Origin of the sequence: Zunongwangia sp. HGR-M22 (assembly GCF_027594425.1) — a bacterium.
In the GTDB taxonomy this organism is placed as follows: domain Bacteria; phylum Bacteroidota; class Bacteroidia; order Flavobacteriales; family Flavobacteriaceae; genus Zunongwangia.
Genome location: NZ_CP115159.1, coordinates 2643240 through 2660427, shown reverse-complemented (window position 1 = coordinate 2660427; position 17188 = coordinate 2643240). Strand labels below are relative to the sequence as shown.

12 protein-coding genes are annotated in these 17188 nt (G+C 35.5%); 2 read left to right on the top strand and 10 right to left on the bottom strand.

Annotation, left to right across the window (positions count from 1 at the left end):
- Positions 1 to 37: 37 nt before the first annotated feature.
- The 3 genes from PBT91_RS11715 to PBT91_RS11705 form a co-directional block, all read right to left on the bottom strand.
- Entirely contained in the window at positions 38 to 1435 is a 1398-nt protein-coding gene (locus PBT91_RS11715; RefSeq protein WP_270058648.1) for a tetratricopeptide repeat protein, read from the bottom strand.
- Between the two features lie 100 nt (positions 1436 to 1535).
- Positions 1536 to 2723, bottom strand: coding sequence for an aspartate aminotransferase family protein (locus tag PBT91_RS11710; RefSeq protein WP_270058647.1), 1188 nt, complete (start codon positions 2721 to 2723; stop codon positions 1536 to 1538).
- Positions 2716 to 4527, bottom strand: a complete 1812-nt coding sequence (locus PBT91_RS11705) for an OstA-like protein (RefSeq protein WP_270058646.1) — start codon at positions 4525 to 4527, stop codon at positions 2716 to 2718. The genes PBT91_RS11710 and PBT91_RS11705 overlap by 8 nt, the downstream gene beginning before the upstream one ends.
- 258 nt (positions 4528 to 4785) lie before the next feature.
- Between PBT91_RS11705 and PBT91_RS11700 the strand changes: the two genes are divergently transcribed.
- A complete protein-coding gene (locus PBT91_RS11700) occupies positions 4786 to 5556 on the top strand; it encodes a ferritin-like domain-containing protein (protein WP_270058645.1) in 771 nt (256 codons plus the stop codon).
- A 24-nt stretch (positions 5557 to 5580) separates the two neighbouring features.
- A complete protein-coding gene (locus PBT91_RS11695; protein WP_270058644.1) occupies positions 5581 to 6441 on the top strand; it encodes a ferritin-like domain-containing protein in 861 nt (286 codons plus the stop codon).
- A gap of 83 nt (positions 6442 to 6524) precedes the next feature.
- Here PBT91_RS11695 and PBT91_RS11690 read toward each other — a convergent pair whose 3' ends face one another.
- The 7 genes from PBT91_RS11690 to PBT91_RS11660 form a co-directional block, all read right to left on the bottom strand.
- A complete protein-coding gene (locus tag PBT91_RS11690; protein ID WP_270058643.1) occupies positions 6525 to 7799 on the bottom strand; it encodes an adenylosuccinate synthase in 1275 nt (424 codons plus the stop codon).
- Between the two features lie 11 nt (positions 7800 to 7810).
- A complete protein-coding gene (locus PBT91_RS11685; protein WP_270058642.1) occupies positions 7811 to 8266 on the bottom strand; it encodes a Fur family transcriptional regulator in 456 nt (151 codons plus the stop codon).
- Between the two features lie 30 nt (positions 8267 to 8296).
- Complete coding sequence (locus PBT91_RS11680; protein WP_270058641.1) at positions 8297 to 10507, bottom strand: RelA/SpoT family protein; 2211 nt, start codon at positions 10505 to 10507, stop codon at positions 8297 to 8299.
- 183 nt (positions 10508 to 10690) lie between these two features.
- The gene (locus tag PBT91_RS11675) at positions 10691 to 11923 is read right to left on the bottom strand and encodes a M48 family metallopeptidase (protein WP_270058640.1); all 1233 of its coding nucleotides are present in this window, start codon (positions 11921 to 11923) and stop codon (positions 10691 to 10693) included.
- 42 nt (positions 11924 to 11965) lie between these two features.
- Positions 11966 to 12772 (bottom strand): TrmH family RNA methyltransferase, encoded by an 807-nt coding sequence (locus PBT91_RS11670; protein ID WP_270058639.1) that lies wholly within the window; start codon positions 12770 to 12772, stop codon positions 11966 to 11968.
- 72 nt (positions 12773 to 12844) lie between these two features.
- Positions 12845 to 14158: an amidohydrolase family protein gene (locus PBT91_RS11665; protein ID WP_270058638.1), complete on the bottom strand. Its 1314-nt coding sequence runs from the start codon at positions 14156 to 14158 to the stop codon at positions 12845 to 12847.
- Positions 14159 to 14170: 12 nt separating this feature from the next.
- Positions 14171 to 17149, bottom strand: a complete 2979-nt coding sequence (locus PBT91_RS11660; protein ID WP_270058637.1) for an amidohydrolase family protein — start codon at positions 17147 to 17149, stop codon at positions 14171 to 14173.
- Positions 17150 to 17188: the final 39 nt, after the last annotated feature.

The following is a 17188-nucleotide window of genomic DNA, read 5'->3' as shown; positions in this document are numbered from 1 at the left end:
GTCCTAAAAATTAGATTTGGCCAAAGTTAGGAAATTACTATGAAGGCTTTTGGTAAGAATCTATTAATTGTTTAACGCTTTTGCGTTTAAAAATTTCTGGAAAAAGTTCTTCTATTATAATATAATATTCAGCGTCAGCCTTTAATCCACTTTCTAAATGTTTATAAGCCAATTCGGCATTATTCAGCATAAAATATAAACCGCTTAAACGATACTCAATCTCCGCAATTCCGGGATAGAATTCGTTTGCTTGTAAAAGGTTTTGAACAGCAGATTCCCATTCTCCCAGATTAATAAGAATATCACATCTTCTTATCCAGGTTTCAAGTTCATAATTTCCTAAATCTAAGCTTTTTCGATAACCTCTTTCAGCTTCTCTGTTCAGGTTTAATCGGTTATTGATTCTGGCATAGCGTTTCCAGTACAATACATTTTCTTCATCAATATTTATTGCCTTATTGATGTAGTACAATGCTTTTTTAAAGTTTTTCTTCTTGATATAAAAATCGGTAATCGCAATCCATCCTTTATCTAAAAGAGGATCTTCGTGAACCGTTTTTTCGTAATTAACAATGGCAAGTTTATCATTTCCAAGTTGTTCAAAACACTTTCCTATTCTCAGATAAGCGAAAGAAGTGGGATCGTCTAGCTCGAGGGTTACATTATAGCTCTCAATGGCTTCAGGATAGCGTTTGAGCTTTTCTAAAACCTTCCCTTTTTCTAAGTAGGCACCTATAAAAAATTCATCACTTATAATCGCAAAATCAAAGGCTGCCAGTGCTTTTTTATAATCTTTTAAATCGAAATATTGTTTACCAACCTGATGCCAAGCTACCTCACAGTATGGATTTTTATCTAAATACATATTAAGATATTCTATAGCTTCTTCGCTTTCTCCCAGAAAATCAAAACAATACATCACATTGTATAGTGCAGAATAGTCTTCTTCATCTGCTTCTAAACAATTCATGAAGTTAATCTTCGCATTTTGGAAATCTTCAAGGAATAAATATTCCATTCCAATCATAGAGTAGATTTCTGCCAAGTCTTCGGTAACTTCAAGAGCAAGTTCCAGCACTTTAATTGCTTGCTGATGCTCATCTCGCTTAGAAAAGATTTGCGCTTTCTGAATATAAACCTCCTCGTTATTCGCCTCTAAATCCTGAACTTCGGCTAAGAGCCCATCTGCTAAATCTAATTTATCTTCAAAAACCAGAATTTCAACTTTAAGAAGTTTTAAATTTATAGATGAAGGATGTTGAGAAAGTCCCAATTTTACTGCTTTCTTCGCCAGATTAATTTTTCCGATTTCTAAATAATGATGAATAATATTTTCGAATTCGTTGGAATCGAAAAAAAGCACATCATTAGTCTTTAGCATCGATTCGAAACGTGAAAGTGAGAAATTGTTATCTTCGTTATGACTTAACTGCATAAGCAAGTTGTTACGTGGTTCCTACATTACTAAAGTTAAAAAAGGATTTAACCCAGCGAGTGTAGATGCTTCAATTGTTGTTAACAAAGTAATCAACAACTTAAGCTTTAGTTTTTATTTTATTTAGAGCTTCAATTATAATGCCACATCCTTCTTCAATTTCTTCCATAGAAATTGTGAGTGGCGGAGTGATTCTTAACGCTTTTTTCTCGAATAACAGCCAGAATAAAATAAGTCCTTTTTCTTTGCAATCTAGGATGATCTTATTGGCAATTTCTTCAGATTTTACAATGGCCGCGAGCATTAATCCCTTTCCTCTTATTTCTGAAATTAATGGATGAACTAATAATTCTCTAAAGCGTTTTTCTTTTTCTAAGGTTGCTGCCATTAATTCAGTTTCCAGAATCGTTTTTAGCGTGGCATGACAGGCTGCTGCAATCAATGGATTGCCACCAAATGTGGTAATATGCCCCATTTTTGGATTGTCTGAAAGTAAATCCATCAATTTTTCTGAAGCTACAAAAGCTCCTACCGGTAAACCACCGCCCATTCCCTTACCAATTGCCATGATATCTGGAACGACGTCGTAATTTTGAAAGCCGAATAATTTTCCCGTCCTGCCAAAACCAGGCTGAATTTCATCCAAAATCAATAAGGCGCCAACTTTTTCGCAACGTGATTTTACTTTTTTTAAATATTGATCTTTTGGCTGAATAAATCCACCGCCTCCCTGAATGGTTTCTAAAATAACTGCGGCTGTTTTTTCTGTAATTTCGTTTAAATCTTGCTCATTATTGAATTCAATAAAGTCGATATCGCCAATTAAAGGTCTAAATGGTTTCTGGCGTTCTTCAAAATTCATTAAACTCAGCGATCCCATGGTGTTACCGTGGTAAGCGCTCTTGGCTGCAATTAATTGAGTTCTTCCTGTTGCTCTTCGTGCAAGTTTTAGGGAGCCTTCGATAGCTTCGGTGCCAGAATTTACTAAATAAACTTTTTTTAATGGCTGCGGAAGATTATCGGCAAGTAACTTAGAGAATGCTACCGCAGGAGCTTGTGAATATTCGCCGTAAACCATTACGTGCAAATATTTGTCAGCTTGTTCTTTTATCGCTTTAATGACTTCAGGATGGCAGTGCCCCAAACTTGTAGCGGAAACACCCGCCACAAAATCCAAATGTTTCTGTCCATCTAAGGTGAAAATGTAAGAGCCTTCAGCTTTTATTACTTCTAACCCCAAAGGATGGGGTGTAGTTTGCGCCTGATATTTTAAAAAATCTTTATTCAATTGTAGTAGGCAATTTTTTTGTTTTTAAGCTATCTGCTTTTTTATCTTCTGATTCTTCAGTTTTTATTTGAACACGTTGGGGTGTCAAATTTTTAAGGGATGGAATAGAATCCTGTACTTTATCTTTTAAGTCCTCTGGTTTCAATCTGGAGTTTTCGTTGAGTAGCATGTCACCATCCTCACGTTCATCAAAAAAGTCTTCTGCCTGGGAAGGCAGTGGTATACCTTGAATTCGAACCAAATTGGGCAACTCTTTCCCTTTAAATAAATCCTGCTTTTTCAATAGTCTTTCGTCGCCTCGCCAATTAAAACCTTGCAATTCTCTGGTATTTTGGGGAACTTTTTCTTCAGGTTTTAAAGTACCTTCTACAGTTTTATAATAATAAACATCTTGGATTTGTTGTTCTTTAAAAAAGACTTCAATACGGCTAGAAAGTGTTTTGTTAATACCAATAAGATCTTTGTTTTCGGATCGGCTATAGTAAAGCGTTTCCGTGTTTTTATCGATATCTACACGGTATAGTTCGTTATTTTCGAACAAACCAATTAATTCTTGCCCCTTAATTTGATTATAGCCTTCTATACTATCTTTGTTAATTAGAAAAGCATTTTTAAAAACTTTAAGACTATCTAATTGCTCTGTTTCTTTATTGCTTAAAATTTCAATAGTATCTCCCGTCATCTGACTTAAGCCCGACCATAATACAGGATTTCTTTTTACACTAGTAGCGCTATTTTCTCCGGGATTGATATTAATAAGTCTGGTTAGTCCTTGTTTTTGATTTACATAAATAGAATCACTTTTACCACTCATGTCAGTTTTATATAACCGAACATCATAAAATCCTCGAATAATTCTATCCTCAGGTTTGCCGGTAACTAGTAAAGTGTCGCTGTGTATAAATGCCGAATCCTGATCCTGAAGTGAGGCAGCAACTGGCCATTTGGTTATTATTACAGAATCTTTTTCTCTATAGACCTCGGCGTAATGACCGGTGACTTTGCTATTATTAGTCGTATCGATAACTTCGATATTATTTGTTGCTGAAGCAAAACTGGTATTCCTGTCAAAATACAAGCTATCACCTAATACCGTTCGATTATCATAATCTATTTTTGAGTTCTTTACAAAGTATCCAGTGTCACCGCGGGTGTCGTAGAAGCCACGTTCGCAATATACGGTGCTTTCTTCACCTTCGATCGTAGAAGGCCCGTAGAGGTAAGCGTGACCACTATCAGAATAAAAATCAATATGATCTGAATTTACGATATAATCTGGATTTGTAATTTTAACATCTAATAAGAAAGTATATTTATCTTCTTCAAAATAATATCTTCCTATAGTACTGGTAAGAACACTTGCGGTATCGGTTACTTTTCCTCCACTGCGATAGTAAGCCTCTTGCTTTAATCGGTCAAAAAATAGGGTGTCTGTTTCTAAAGTAGTCTGCGGTCTCTTCATTTTTACTTGGCCACTGGCAAAAGCAAATTGAGTGTTGCCATTATATTCAGCATAATCACTACTCATATTAACGGTGTCTCCCTGTTTCATACGGACTTCACCGTATGCCTTAAAAAAGTTATCGCTTTCATAGAAAACAGCATTGTTACACCATACTTCGATCCCCTGATGAGTGAAATGTACCTGATTGGTTACTTTGCTCATTACTAAGGCACCAGGGTATTTTTCTTCATCGCGATATTGCCTATCGTTTTCATAATCAATTTTACGACCAGTTTCCTGAGCGTAGGATGGGATAAGGCTAAAAAGAAAAAATATGGTAAGAAGGAAATTTTTCAACATTAAAAGTTTATGCAAAAATAGCGAAATTCATGAGATAGTTTTAAAAGACTTGAATTGATAATTACAAGGTTTGAAACTGATAAATTGAAAATTTTCAACGCTAAACATTGCTAAATTATTACTTAATGAGTAGTGAAATATTCTAAAAATTGGGATTTTTTAAGTTTTAAATTTTCAGTTTAATAAAATATTAACTCTTTTAGAAAAACCATAAGCCAAACTCCTCCGTAAGTTTAGCATAACTAATAAAATTAAATTATGAAAAAACCAGTTGTAAAAGTGGATTTTCAGGACAATAAGGGACCTGGGAATTCGAGAAGAAGATTTATTAAGATGAGTGGTTTAGCCTTTGCGGGATCAACATTATTATACGCATGTAGCGAAGATGATGATTTTAATCCTGGGGGAGAGGAGCCAGACCCAGACCCAGATCCAGAAGTTTTTGATCTAGGTAGCGGTGATGTTGGTATTTTAAATTATGCATATGCTTTAGAGCAATTGGAAGCAGCATTTTATAATGAAGTTTTGAACGGTTCTTATTTTAGTGGAGCAGAAGACAACGAAAAAGAAATTTTAACCGATTTGAGAAATCATGAAGTTATCCATAGAGAATTTTTCAAAACAGCAATTACTGCTGCTGCGGGTGAGGAGATGACATTGCCTGAATTAGAATTTGATTTTTCTGAAGCAGTGGATTTTTCTGATAGAAATTCTGTACTTACCACAGCCCAATTATTAGAAGATACCGGTGTAAGCGCTTACAATGGAGCAGGTAATTTAATAGAAAATCCTAATTATTTATTGTTGGCTGGTAAAATCGTATCGGTAGAAGCAAGACATGCATCCGCAATCGCAGATTTATTAGATCCAGGTTCTACTGCTTTTGCAAGAGATGGTGTATTAGTTAGTATTGGTGATTCTGAAGCAGCATACGATAAGGCGACACCTCCAGGTGATGTACTTTCTGCTGTAGTAGGATTAGGTGTTGTTCAAACATCATTTACTGCTGATAATTTACCAACTGAGTAATCACCAAACTAAAAAAACAAAATTATGAGTTTATTAAAATTATTAGATAAATTGTCCAATGAGGACGTTCTTAATGCAAAAGGTTCGAGGAAAGATACCTTTAATCGAATGAAAAATTTAGGAAAAGGTGCAGCTTTAGCATCAATTCCATTTGGTTTAGCAGCAACTAGCAATAAAACAAAAGCTGCTACAATGAATATGGCTTCCGCTGCATTTCAAGCCTCTCCGACAGATGTACTTAATTTCGCCCTAACTTTAGAGTATTTAGAAAGAAATTTCTATCAAATGGCTCTAGATACAAATGGATTAATACCCGAAGCAGATAGAGATGTTTTTGGTCAAATCTCTAAGCATGAGGATGATCATGTAGACTTTCTTGTTGGTGCTTTAGGAGAAGATGCTATTCCGGAACCCTCTTTCGATTTTACTGGAGCTCCAGGTGGTTTAGCACTTGATACTTTTAGCAATTATGCAACATTTATGGCATTAGCACAAGGATTTGAAGATACTGGTGTAAGAGCCTACAAGGGACAGGCGGGCGCACTTATTAATAGTAATGATCTATTGAAGTATGCTTTACAGATTCACTCAATTGAAGCTCGTCATGCTTCACAGGTAAGAAGGATGAGAGGAGAAAAAGGTTGGATCGTTAATGCTGAAAATACATTGCCAGCACCATTTGCAGGAATCTATCAAGGCGTAGATACAGATGAAGATGGTACTCCAAATTCAGAAGCTAATTTAGTGCAAGGAGGAGTTGATCTTTCTGGAATGTTTAATGACTTTGGTGGCGATGCAGCTGTAAGTGCAGCTTTTGATGAACCATTAACGATGGGAGAAGTAAATGCAATTGCAGGAACATTCATTGTACCAGAAGAAGATTAGTAATCTTTTGAAAAAATTATATAAAAAAAAGGCTGTTGAAAAACAGCCTTTTTTTTATATCCAAAAATCGATAATTTCGATTGTTATTTTCTTTGTATCGTCTGGGTTCTATCAGGTCCCACAGAAACTACAGAAATTGGTACATTCAATTCTTTCTCTAAGAAATCAACGTAGTCGTTAAATTCTTTTGGAAGTTGCGACGCTTCGGTCATTCCTGTTAAATCGGCTTCCCAACCTTTTAGTTCAGTATATATAGGAGAAATATTTTGCTCTTCTATGTTATAAGGAAGATGTTTAATTTCTTCTCCGCGATACTTATAAGCTGTACAAACTTTCAGCGTATTAAATCCACTTAAAACATCACCTTTCATCATGATAAGTTGAGTAATGCCATTAACTTGTACCGCATATTTTAGTGCAACAAGATCTAACCATCCACAACGTCTGCGTCTACCGGTTGTTGCTCCAAATTCGTTACCAACACGTCCCATTGTTTCACCGTCTTCATCAAAAAGTTCAGTTGGGAATGGTCCACTTCCAACACGAGTAGTGTATGCCTTAAAAATACCAAATGCTTCGCCTATTTGTCTTGGAGATACTCCAAGTCCTGTACAGGCACCTGCAGCAGTAGTATTAGATGAAGTTACATATGGGTAAGTTCCAAAATCGATATCTAAAAGAGAACCTTGAGCACCTTCAGCAAGAACGGTTTTACCTTCAGCCTGTGCTTGTTGTAAAAATTCTTCACTATCGATAAACTGAAGTGATTTTAATGTTTTGATAGCCTCAAAGAATTCTTTTTCTAATTCAGCAAGATCGAATTGCACATCGGCATCATAAAAATCAATCATTTTTACATGCTTATCTACAAGTGCTTGATAACGATCTTTAAAATCATCTAATTCTAAATCACCAACACGTATACCATTTCTTCCGGTTTTGTCCATGTAAGTTGGACCAATACCTTTTAAAGTAGAACCAATCTTGGCTTTACCTTTAGAAGCTTCAGAAGCTGCATCTAGTAAACGATGAGTTGGTAAAATAAGATGGGCTTTTCTGGAAATTACTAATTTAGATTTATAATCTACATTATGTTTAGCCAGGTTGTCCAGTTCTTTTTTAAAGATTACAGGATCAATTACCACTCCGTTACCAACAAGGTTGATGGTGTTGTCGTGAAAAATTCCTGATGGGATAGTATGTAAAACATGTTTTTGCCCGTCGAATTCTAAAGTGTGGCCCGCATTTGGCCCGCCTTGAAAGCGTGCAATAATATCATATTTAGAGGTAAAAACGTCAACAATTTTTCCTTTGCCTTCGTCGCCCCATTGAAGCCCGAGTAGTAAATCTACCGCCATGAAAATTATACTTAATTGGTTGTTTTTTTATTGCCGTAAAAATATAAAGAATGTTTGTTTATTTCTATATCAAACACTTCTTCTATTGTTTGCTTAATAGATTGAATGCGAGGATCGCAAAATTCGATCACCTCACCGGTATCGGTAAGAATAATATGATCGTGTTGTCTATCAAAATAAGATTTTTCGTATTGTGCCTGGTTTTGCCCAAACTGATGTTTGCGCACCAAGCCGCATCCTAATAAAAGTTCGATTGTATTATACAGTGTAGCTCTACTAACACGGTACTTTTTATTTTTCATTTTGATATATAAAGATTCAATATCAAAATGCTCATCACTATCGTAGATTTCTTGCAGAATGGCAAAACGTTCTGGGGTTTTTCTGTGCCCTTTTTCCTCCAAATACTTGGTGAATACGTTTTTAACTACTGCCTGATCGTTTTTATTTACAACTTTTTTACTCATAATTTTTTGCTGCCGCACAAAGGTATGCGATTATTCACGGGTAACCTTATCTATCCCGTTAATTTTTTTCAGTCGGTCTATAATTTTGATTAATGTAGCATTGTTCTTAACAACTACTGTGATACGACCGTTAAAAATCCCATCATCACTTTCAAAATTAATATTCTTCATATTAACATGCATGTTACTGGAGATTTCCCTGGTCACATCGCTTACTAAACCAATATTATCTATACCGTTAAGTTTAATTACCGCTTTAAAATCTTGTTGTGAGGAATCTACCCATTTAGCCTGAATTATGCGATAAGCATAATTACTTTGTAGCTGAATAGCATTTGGGCAATCCATTTTGTGCACCTTAATCCCTTCATTTACCGTTACAAAACCAAAAACATCATCACCCGGTATAGGATTACAACAATTCGCCAGTTTATATTCTAATTCATCTTCTTCTTTTCCAAAAACAAGCTGATCGTAATTAGCGGTAATTTCATCTTTATTAAGGTCTTGATTAACTTCAGGTTTCTTACTTATTTTCCTTTTTATGTAACTTACTAAAGCATTGCTACGAGAAGATGCAAATTCTTTAAGTGACTGGTTATCGATTTTTCCAATACCTACACGATAAAATAGATCCAAGCTTGTTTTAAGATGAAAATGAGCAACAAGTTCGTTTACTGTATTTTCATTAAACGGTATTTTTTGAGCTTTTAATTTTCTCGTTAAAATCGCTTTTCCATCTTCGGCAATAACCGTTTTTTCATCCTTTAAGGAAGATTTTATTTTCGCTCTGGCTCTGGCCGTAGTGGCGTAGTCTAACCAGTTTACATTAGGTTTTGCGTTTTCTGAAGTAATTATTTCTACCTGATCACCACTTTTTAAAACGTGGCTTAATGGTACAAGTTTATTATTAACTCTTGCTCCTCGAGTATGAGTGCCAACCTCGGTATGGATGCTAAAAGCAAAGTCTAAAGGGGTTGAGCCTTTAGGTAAAGATTTTAAATCTCCCTGAGGTGTAAAGACAAATATTTCTTTGGAATAAAGATTTAATTTGAATTGCTCTACAAAATCTACCGCATTAACGGTTTGATTTTCCAATACTTCCTGAAGGCGGTTTAACCACTCTTCAATTCCCTGTTCTTCTTTTTCGCCGGCATTCTTATATTTATAATGTGCAGCATAGCCTTTTTCAGCAATTTCATGCATACGTTCACTACGAATCTGTACTTCTACCCATCGTCCTTTGGGACCCATAACTGTAATATGCAAAGCTTCGTAACCGGTAGATTTTGGTGACGAAATCCAATCTCTTAAGCGGGTAGGGTTGGGGCGAAAATGATCTGTAACTACCGAATATATTTTCCAAGCTAAAAACTTCTCATTTTCTTTATCACTTCTATAAATAATTCGGATCGCAAATTTGTCGTAAACTTCATCAAAACTGATGTTTTGTTTGCTCATTTTACGACGAATGGAAAAGATAGATTTTGGTCTTCCCTTAATATCATAATCCATATTTTCCTTATCTAAGGAATCTTGTATTACTCTGGTAAATTCATTAATATATGCGTCCTGCTCTTCCTTACTTTCCTTTATTTTTGTGAAAATGTCTTGATAAACTTCAGGTTCTGTATATTTTAAACCTAGATCTTCAAGTTCTGTTTTTACATTATAAAGTCCTATTCTATGGGCAAGTGGCGCATAAATATATAAGGTTTCAGAAGCAATTTTAATTTGCTTATCCCTGCGCATTGCATCCATCGTCTGCATATTGTGCAAGCGGTCTGCAATTTTGATGATAATTACACGAATATCATCATTAAGGGTAAGCAGCATTTTCCTAAAATTCTCTGCCTGTAGCGATACGTCTTTATCCTTTTTAAGACTGGAAATTTTAGTTAAGCCGTCTACAATTTTCGCCACCGTTTCGCCAAACATTCTTTCCAGATCGTCTAATGTGTACGAGGTATCTTCTACAACATCGTGCAATAGGGCAGCAGCAATAGAGGTGGCATCCAACCCAATTTCTGAAGCTACAATTTTAGCTACACTTATAGGATGAAAAATATAAGCTTCACCAGATTTTCTACGCTGATCTTTATGTGCATCTACAGCCGTATCAAACGCTGCCCGTATAAGTTTTTTGTCCTCGTCGGTAAGCGTTTGGTAGCTTATTCTCAGCAATTCTTTATACTGCTGAGCAATTTCTTTATTTTCTTTTTCTATAAATGCCTCTGTCATAAAATAAAAATACGTAAACAATAATCAATTAGCAATAAACAGTAATCAATTAAAATTAACTAAAATATCAAATATTGATTTTCAGCATTTAACTCAGCTTTTTTCTCAATTATTTTAAGCTTATTAAATTTTTCAAATTCTCTTATCTCTTATCTCTTATCTCTTTTCTCTTGGCAACCAAAACTAATTCATCAAATTTTTGTAGCGTTGTAAAAGACTAGGATGTGAATAATGCCAAAACACATAAGTTTTATGCGGAGTTAAATTGCTTAAACTATTTTTACTGAGTTTCTTTAAACTGCTAATAAGATTTTCTGAATTATAAGTATGTTTTGCGTAATTATCGGCTTGATATTCAAATTTTCTGGAAATCAGATTCATTAAAAGTCCGGTAATTTCTGAAATTGGACTGTATAAAATTCCGAAGGCGATTAATCCAATATGAAAACTTGGTGTTTCTACGCCTAGGGCCTGTGATAAAATCGGATTTCCAACAAACAAACTCAGTAACCAAAGTGTAAAACCTGTGGTAAGTACTGAAGCAATTAAATTAAAAATGATATGTTTCTTTTTATAATGACCAACTTCATGCGCCAATACCGCAACAATTTCTTCTTCTTCTAAATCGTTCACTAAAGTGTCAAAAAGCGTAATTCGTTTCTCACTTCCAAAACCAGAAAAATAAGCGTTAGCTTTAGTGCTTCGCTTAGAGCCATCGATAATAAAAATATTATCTAATTTAAAACCTACACTTTTAGCGTAGTTTTCAATTTTGGTTCTTAATGATCCATCTTCAAGCGGACTTTGCTTATTGAATAAAGGCACAACAAGTTTGGCATAAAACATATTCAGAAATATGGAAAATACAGCTATCAAAATCCAGGCGTACCACCAAAAATATGAACCTGAAAATTGATAAAACCAAACAATAAGTGCTAAAATTCCGCCACCTAGAATTGCCATTAAAAGCCAACCTTTAATTTTATCTACAAAAAATGTCGATTTTGAAGTTTTATTAAAGCCATATTTTTCTTCGATTACAAAAGTAGAGTAGTAGGAGAACGGCGTGGTAAGTATGTCGCTCCCAATCATTATAATACCAAAGAAAATAAGCGCAATTACAATTTCATTATTAGAAAATGCACGAGCAATATTATCTACATATTCAAAGCCATCCCAAAAAAGAAAGCCTAAAGTTAGGATTAACGAAAATCCTGAAGTCAATATTCCGAATTTATAGCGCTCTTTTTTATAACGCTGCGACTTTTCGTATTCTTCCTTGTCGTAAACATCAGCTAATTCTGGCGGAATTGGATCGTTAAAATGCTTAGCGTTTAAGGTATCCAGGATCTTATCAAAAATAAAATCGGCTAAAATTATAGCGACAATAATGTAAAATAAAGTTTCAGGATTCAAATTGAGAATTTTAAAAATTGAAAAGCAAATTAAATGCCGAATCTACAAAAATGATCGTTGTCTTTTAGCCTCGAAAATAAGAATTCCCGCAGCCACTGAAACATTCATGCTATCGATCGCGCCACTCATTGGGATAATGATGTTTTGCTTTGCCGCATCGCGCCATTCCTGGTTTAGTCCGGTTGCTTCAGTGCCAACGACAATGGCAGAAGCTTGGGTGAAATCCATTTTAGTATAAATTTCTGAAGCCTGCAATGCCGCCGCGTAAATAGCGATATTTTGTTTCTGAAGAAAATCGATAATTTCAGCTGTAGTTCCCGTAGCTATAGTGTTAGTGAACACGCAACCAACGCTAGATCTTATGATATTAGGATTATAAAGATCGGTTTTTGGATTAGCGATTAATACTGCATCGATATTCGCAGCATCGGCAGTCCTTAGAATAGCACCTATATTTCCAGGTTTTTCTGGAGCTTCAGCAACTAAAATAAGTGGATTATTTTTGCTGAAATTAAGTGTTTTGAGACTGTTTTCTTTTGAAGCAAATACTGCAATTAAACCTTCTGTAGTAGAGCGGTAAGCTAATTTTTCATAAACTTCAGTAGAAATTTCTATGATCTCGGCATTAGAATTCTCGAAATTCGGTATAGATTTAAATTCATTTTCAGAAAAAAAATCGGGACAAAAATAAACTTCCAAAAGATTAAAATCTCCCTGAATGGCGAGTCCGGTTTCCCGTAAACCTTCAACCACAAATTTCCCTTCCTTTCTACGATTTCTGGATTTTTCCTGAAGCTGTATAAGATTTTTAATTCTTTTATTTTGAGTGCTCGAAATTTCTGTATTCATAATGCGAAAATACTAAAAAAAGCTGCCCTTTTTGAAGGCAGCTTTTTAGTTTAATTCTCGAAATTAGAAAGTTTATTTACTAGCTTCCTGTCTTTCGTATTTTTGCATATATCGTTTCCAAAGCTTTGTTTGGCGTGTTTCCAGGCTAATTTTTCTACCCTGAATAAAAGCATCGGTAAGCTTATTTGTTCTCATATCTAAAGCATCACCTTCACTTATAAAAAGTGTCGCGTCTTTACCTTCTTCTAAAGTTCCTGCCAAACCGTCTATTCCTAATATTTTTGCAGTATTGCTGGTAATTAGCTTTAGCGCTTCTTCTTTATCTAAACCAAAAGCTACGGCTGTACCAGCGTAGAAAGGTAGGTTTCTAGAATTCATACGTTCCATATCACCGCTACCTTCAATTCCTACGAGCACGCCTTTTTTAGTTAGTTCGGCTGCCAGTTTATAAGGTAAATCATAATCGTCACCATCTTGATTTGGCAGACTGTGTGGTCTTCCGGTCAATACTGGGATGTTATTTTCTTTTAGCTCTTCTGCAATATTTAGTGCATCATAGGCACCAACGATTACAAGATTATCAAGTTCTTCAGCTTTTTTAAAAGCGATAACATCTAATATTTCCTTTTCGCCATTTACATGTACATACACTTTTTTATCGCAGGTAAAAACAGTTTCCATAGCTAAATAAGGAAGATTATTTTCTTTCTGGTCACCTGCTAGATACGCTTTAGCTTCAGCAAAAAAACTTTTTAATTTGTTGATATCATCTTGATATTCTTTGCTAGGTTTCACACTGGGATCTTCACCCATCCACCAGCGACCACGACGAACACTGTTAGGCCAGTTAATATGCAAACCATCATCTGTCTTTATTGCAGCATCTTCCCAATTCCAGGCATCAAATTGTACAATTGATGATGTTCCCGAAATAAATCCTCCTCTGGGTGCAATTTGTCCCATAAGAACTCCATTAGGACGCATGGTTTCGGTTACCTGACTTTCTGCGTTGTAAGCAATCAAACTTCGAATATGCGGCAACATTTCTCCAATTTCGTCTTCATCGTCTGTAGCTTTAACTGCATCAATTTCAACTAAACCCAAACTAGCATTTGGCGCAATGAAACCTGGGTATACATGTTTTCCTTCAGCATTAATAATCATGCCTTTTGCTTGGGAAGCTGCCGTAGATGCATCACCAACTTTAGTTATTTTTCCATCTTCAAAAATGATCAAACTTTTTTCAATCACTTTTCCATTTCCAATATGAGCTGTAGCGCCTACTATGCTAACTGCTTCAGATTGCTTTTTGGCGGGCATTTGTTGCGCATTTAATCCTAAGACAGAAATAAATGCTAGTATAAATGTTATATTAAATAATTTCATTTTCTGAATTTTTTATTGGATTGTTCCCATAGTGTCACAATGCGCTTCAACTTTATCTTTCTTAACAACTGGCTGTGTTTTCATGCCTTTGTTTTTTGCCTGAAGCATTTGAGTGATTAATTCACTTTTTTGTTTCTGAATTTCTTTACGCATTTCCTTATCACGCTCAATATCAAAATAGACTACACCTTGAATCATTGTTTTTTCAGGTTTAGCGTAAACAGAAAGCGGGTGATTATTCCAAAGCACCAAATCGGCATCTTTTCCTTCTTTAATACTTCCAATCTGGTCATCTAAATGAAGCAGTTTTGCAGGATTTAGTGTTACAAATTTCCAGGCTTCTTCTTCAGAAACTCCGCCATACTTCATGGTCTTTGCAGCTTCCTGATTTAAACGACGGCTCATTTCAGCATCATCACTATTTATAGCGACAGTTACGCCCTGGCTGTGCATAATGGCAGCATTATAAGGAATAGCGTCTTCTACTTCATATTTGTAAGCCCACCAATCTGAGAACGTTGATCCCCCAATATTACGCTCGGCCATTTTATCGGCAAGCTTGTAACCTTCAAGAATATGTGTAAAAGTATTTATTCTAAAATCCATACTGTCGGCTACGCTTATTAGCATATTTATTTCGCTTTGCACATAGGAGTGGCAAGAAATAAAACGCTCATCTCTTAGAATTTCAGCAAGGGTTTCCATTTCTAAATCTTTTCGGTAAGAATCTGGATTTTTAGCTTTGTTATCCATGTAATCTTTAGCGCGACCAAAGTAATCTTTGTACACTTGTTCAACTCCCATTCTGGTTACTGGAAATCTGTTTCCGCTTCCCCAATTCGATTGTTTTACATTTTCTCCTAAGGCGAATTTTATAAACTTTGGCGAGTTATCGAAAATCATTTCTTCTGCAGAAGCGCCCCATTTCAGTCTTAAAATGGCTGAACGACCACCAATAGGGTTTGCAGAGCCGTGGAGAAGTTGTACCGTTGTTACACCACCGGCCAAATCACGATAAATTGCAATATCTGAAGGATCGATCACATCTTCCATACTTACTTCGGCAGAAGAATTATGTCCTCCTTCGTTAATTGAAGACGCTGCGATATGAGAGTGCTCGTCTACAATGCCTGAAGTAAGATGTTTTCCTGTAGCATCGATAACCGTAGCGCCACCGGCTTTTAAATCTTTTCCTACTTTAGCGATTTTGCCTTTTTTTACAAGAACATCGGCATTTTCCATAATTCCCTGTTCTTCATTGGTCCAAACAGTCGCATTTTTGAAAAGGATATTTTCTGCTTCTGGCATCTGCGCAAAACCATATGCTTGATTTGGGAAACTTACGGGTAAAACTTCTGGGTTTTCAGTATCTTTTTCTTTTTTCTTTTTCTCGCTTTCTTCTTCGTTAGCTGCTTGCTTAGTAGCTGTAAACGAAGTTGTGTCGCCGTTAGCCAGAACTGCCTTTCCTTTAATATCATCTGAACTAGAATCTACTTTTGCAGTTAATCTAATAAATTCAGTTTTTGTAGTATCTGGTGAAGATATTAATACATTCATCCAGTTATCTTCAAAACTAAGTTTACTGCCCAGCTTCAAATTATTAGTCTCTATTGTGGCATTTGGCTTATCTGAAGAACCGCTTATACTAAGGATATATTCTTTTCCGTCTAAATCCAACTCATACTTTCCGGTAATATCTGTAGTATTCATTGTGTTGATGACTGTTTTTTCTCCCTGAATCCAATTTTCGAAGATTTTTGAATCTTTTTCAAAAAAGTCACCAGAAGTAATAATAAAGTTAGCTAATGCGCCTTCTTTAATCTCACCTAATTTGCCAGATTGACCAATAACTTTAGCAGGAGTAGTAGTAAGCGCAGCTAATGCATCTTCCTTGGGAAGTCCATATTCTATAGCTTTAAGGAGATTTTCTTTAAATTCTTTTGCTGGATCTAAACCTTTGGTTGTGATGGTAAATGGTACCTTAGCATCGGCTAACATTTTTAAGTTTGCCGGTGCTTGGTTCCAGCGTTTCATATCTGCAAGGCTTACATATTCTGCCATGTTTAGATCTTCTACATCGTATGCTGCCGGAAAAGTTAAAGGAACCAAATAAGTTGCATCTGTCTGCTTTATTTCCTCTAATTTCTCGTACTCATAACCGCTACCAAGAATGACAAACTGAACTCCGAATTCATCACCAACTTTATCGGCTCTTAATTCGTTTAAAAGATTATCTGTAGCGAATATTTGCGTCAGATTTTTATTTCTGTTTAAAGCTTCGAGAGCTAGATCTTTATTATTAGCTTGTCCATTGGCGTACCATTCAGCATCATAATAAGCTTGTCTGATTAATGCCATTACACCCATAACTGAAGATGGGTAAGATTGATTGGATTTTACACTTTTATCAAAAGAAAAATACTGTGCAGAGCGATCCTCGAGAATACGGTCACCTTCAGTTCCTTTTGGATTTAAAGCAACAAGAATACCATTACCTCGAATTATTCCGTCTGGAATATGTGTGTTTACAACACCAAAACCGCCGTTATGATATTTTGTAGCTTCTTTGGCATCGTATCTAAAACTTTTAGCAGCATTTTGTTCAGGTCTAATATGGTCGTTCCAATAATAACCTTCTCTTGTTGGTTCATATTGACCTGATCGACGACCAGATTCTCCTTTAGGTTTTTCAATTCCAAATTCACTATAAAGATCTATAAAAGATGCATAAACATCTTTTCCTTTTAAATCGATAACCACACTATTTTTAGGAGTATTAATCGATTTGCCTACAGCGGTGATTTTTCCGTTTTGGATAGCAAACATTCCGTTTTTGATAGTAGAGGTGGGGTCTACATGAATATTTGCATTTTTAAAAACAGTGTAGTTGGTATTGGTAGTTTTGACTCCCGAATTTGTGGGGAAATATTCTTGGGCAAATAGACTTGTAAAGCCCAAAAACAGGAAACATAGTAGAAATTTGTATTTCATAAATGTTAGGGGTTTGGTTAAAATTTAGGTTGATTTTTT

Bases quoted from the DNA above. Each gene is read 5' to 3' on its own strand.
- PBT91_RS11690 (WP_270058643.1), bottom strand. From the start codon at position 7,799: ATGGCGGTAGATTTACTACTCGGGCTTCAATGGGGCGACGAAGGCAAA.
- PBT91_RS11680 (WP_270058641.1), bottom strand. From the start codon at position 10,507: ATGACAGAGGCATTTATAGAAAAAGAAAATAAAGAAATTGCTCAGCAG.
- PBT91_RS11665 (WP_270058638.1), bottom strand. From the start codon at position 14,158: ATGAAATTATTTAATATAACATTTATACTAGCATTTATTTCTGTCTTA.
- PBT91_RS11705 (WP_270058646.1), bottom strand. From the start codon at position 4,527: ATGTTGAAAAATTTCCTTCTTACCATATTTTTTCTTTTTAGCCTTATC.
- PBT91_RS11670 (WP_270058639.1), bottom strand. From the start codon at position 12,772: ATGAATACAGAAATTTCGAGCACTCAAAATAAAAGAATTAAAAATCTT.
- PBT91_RS11660 (WP_270058637.1), bottom strand. From the start codon at position 17,149: ATGAAATACAAATTTCTACTATGTTTCCTGTTTTTGGGCTTTACAAGT.
- PBT91_RS11685 (WP_270058642.1), bottom strand. From the start codon at position 8,266: ATGAGTAAAAAAGTTGTAAATAAAAACGATCAGGCAGTAGTTAAAAAC.
- PBT91_RS11715 (WP_270058648.1), bottom strand. From the start codon at position 1,435: ATGCAGTTAAGTCATAACGAAGATAACAATTTCTCACTTTCACGTTTC.
- PBT91_RS11700 (WP_270058645.1), top strand. From the start codon at position 4,786: ATGAAAAAACCAGTTGTAAAAGTGGATTTTCAGGACAATAAGGGACCT.
- PBT91_RS11695 (WP_270058644.1), top strand. From the start codon at position 5,581: ATGAGTTTATTAAAATTATTAGATAAATTGTCCAATGAGGACGTTCTT.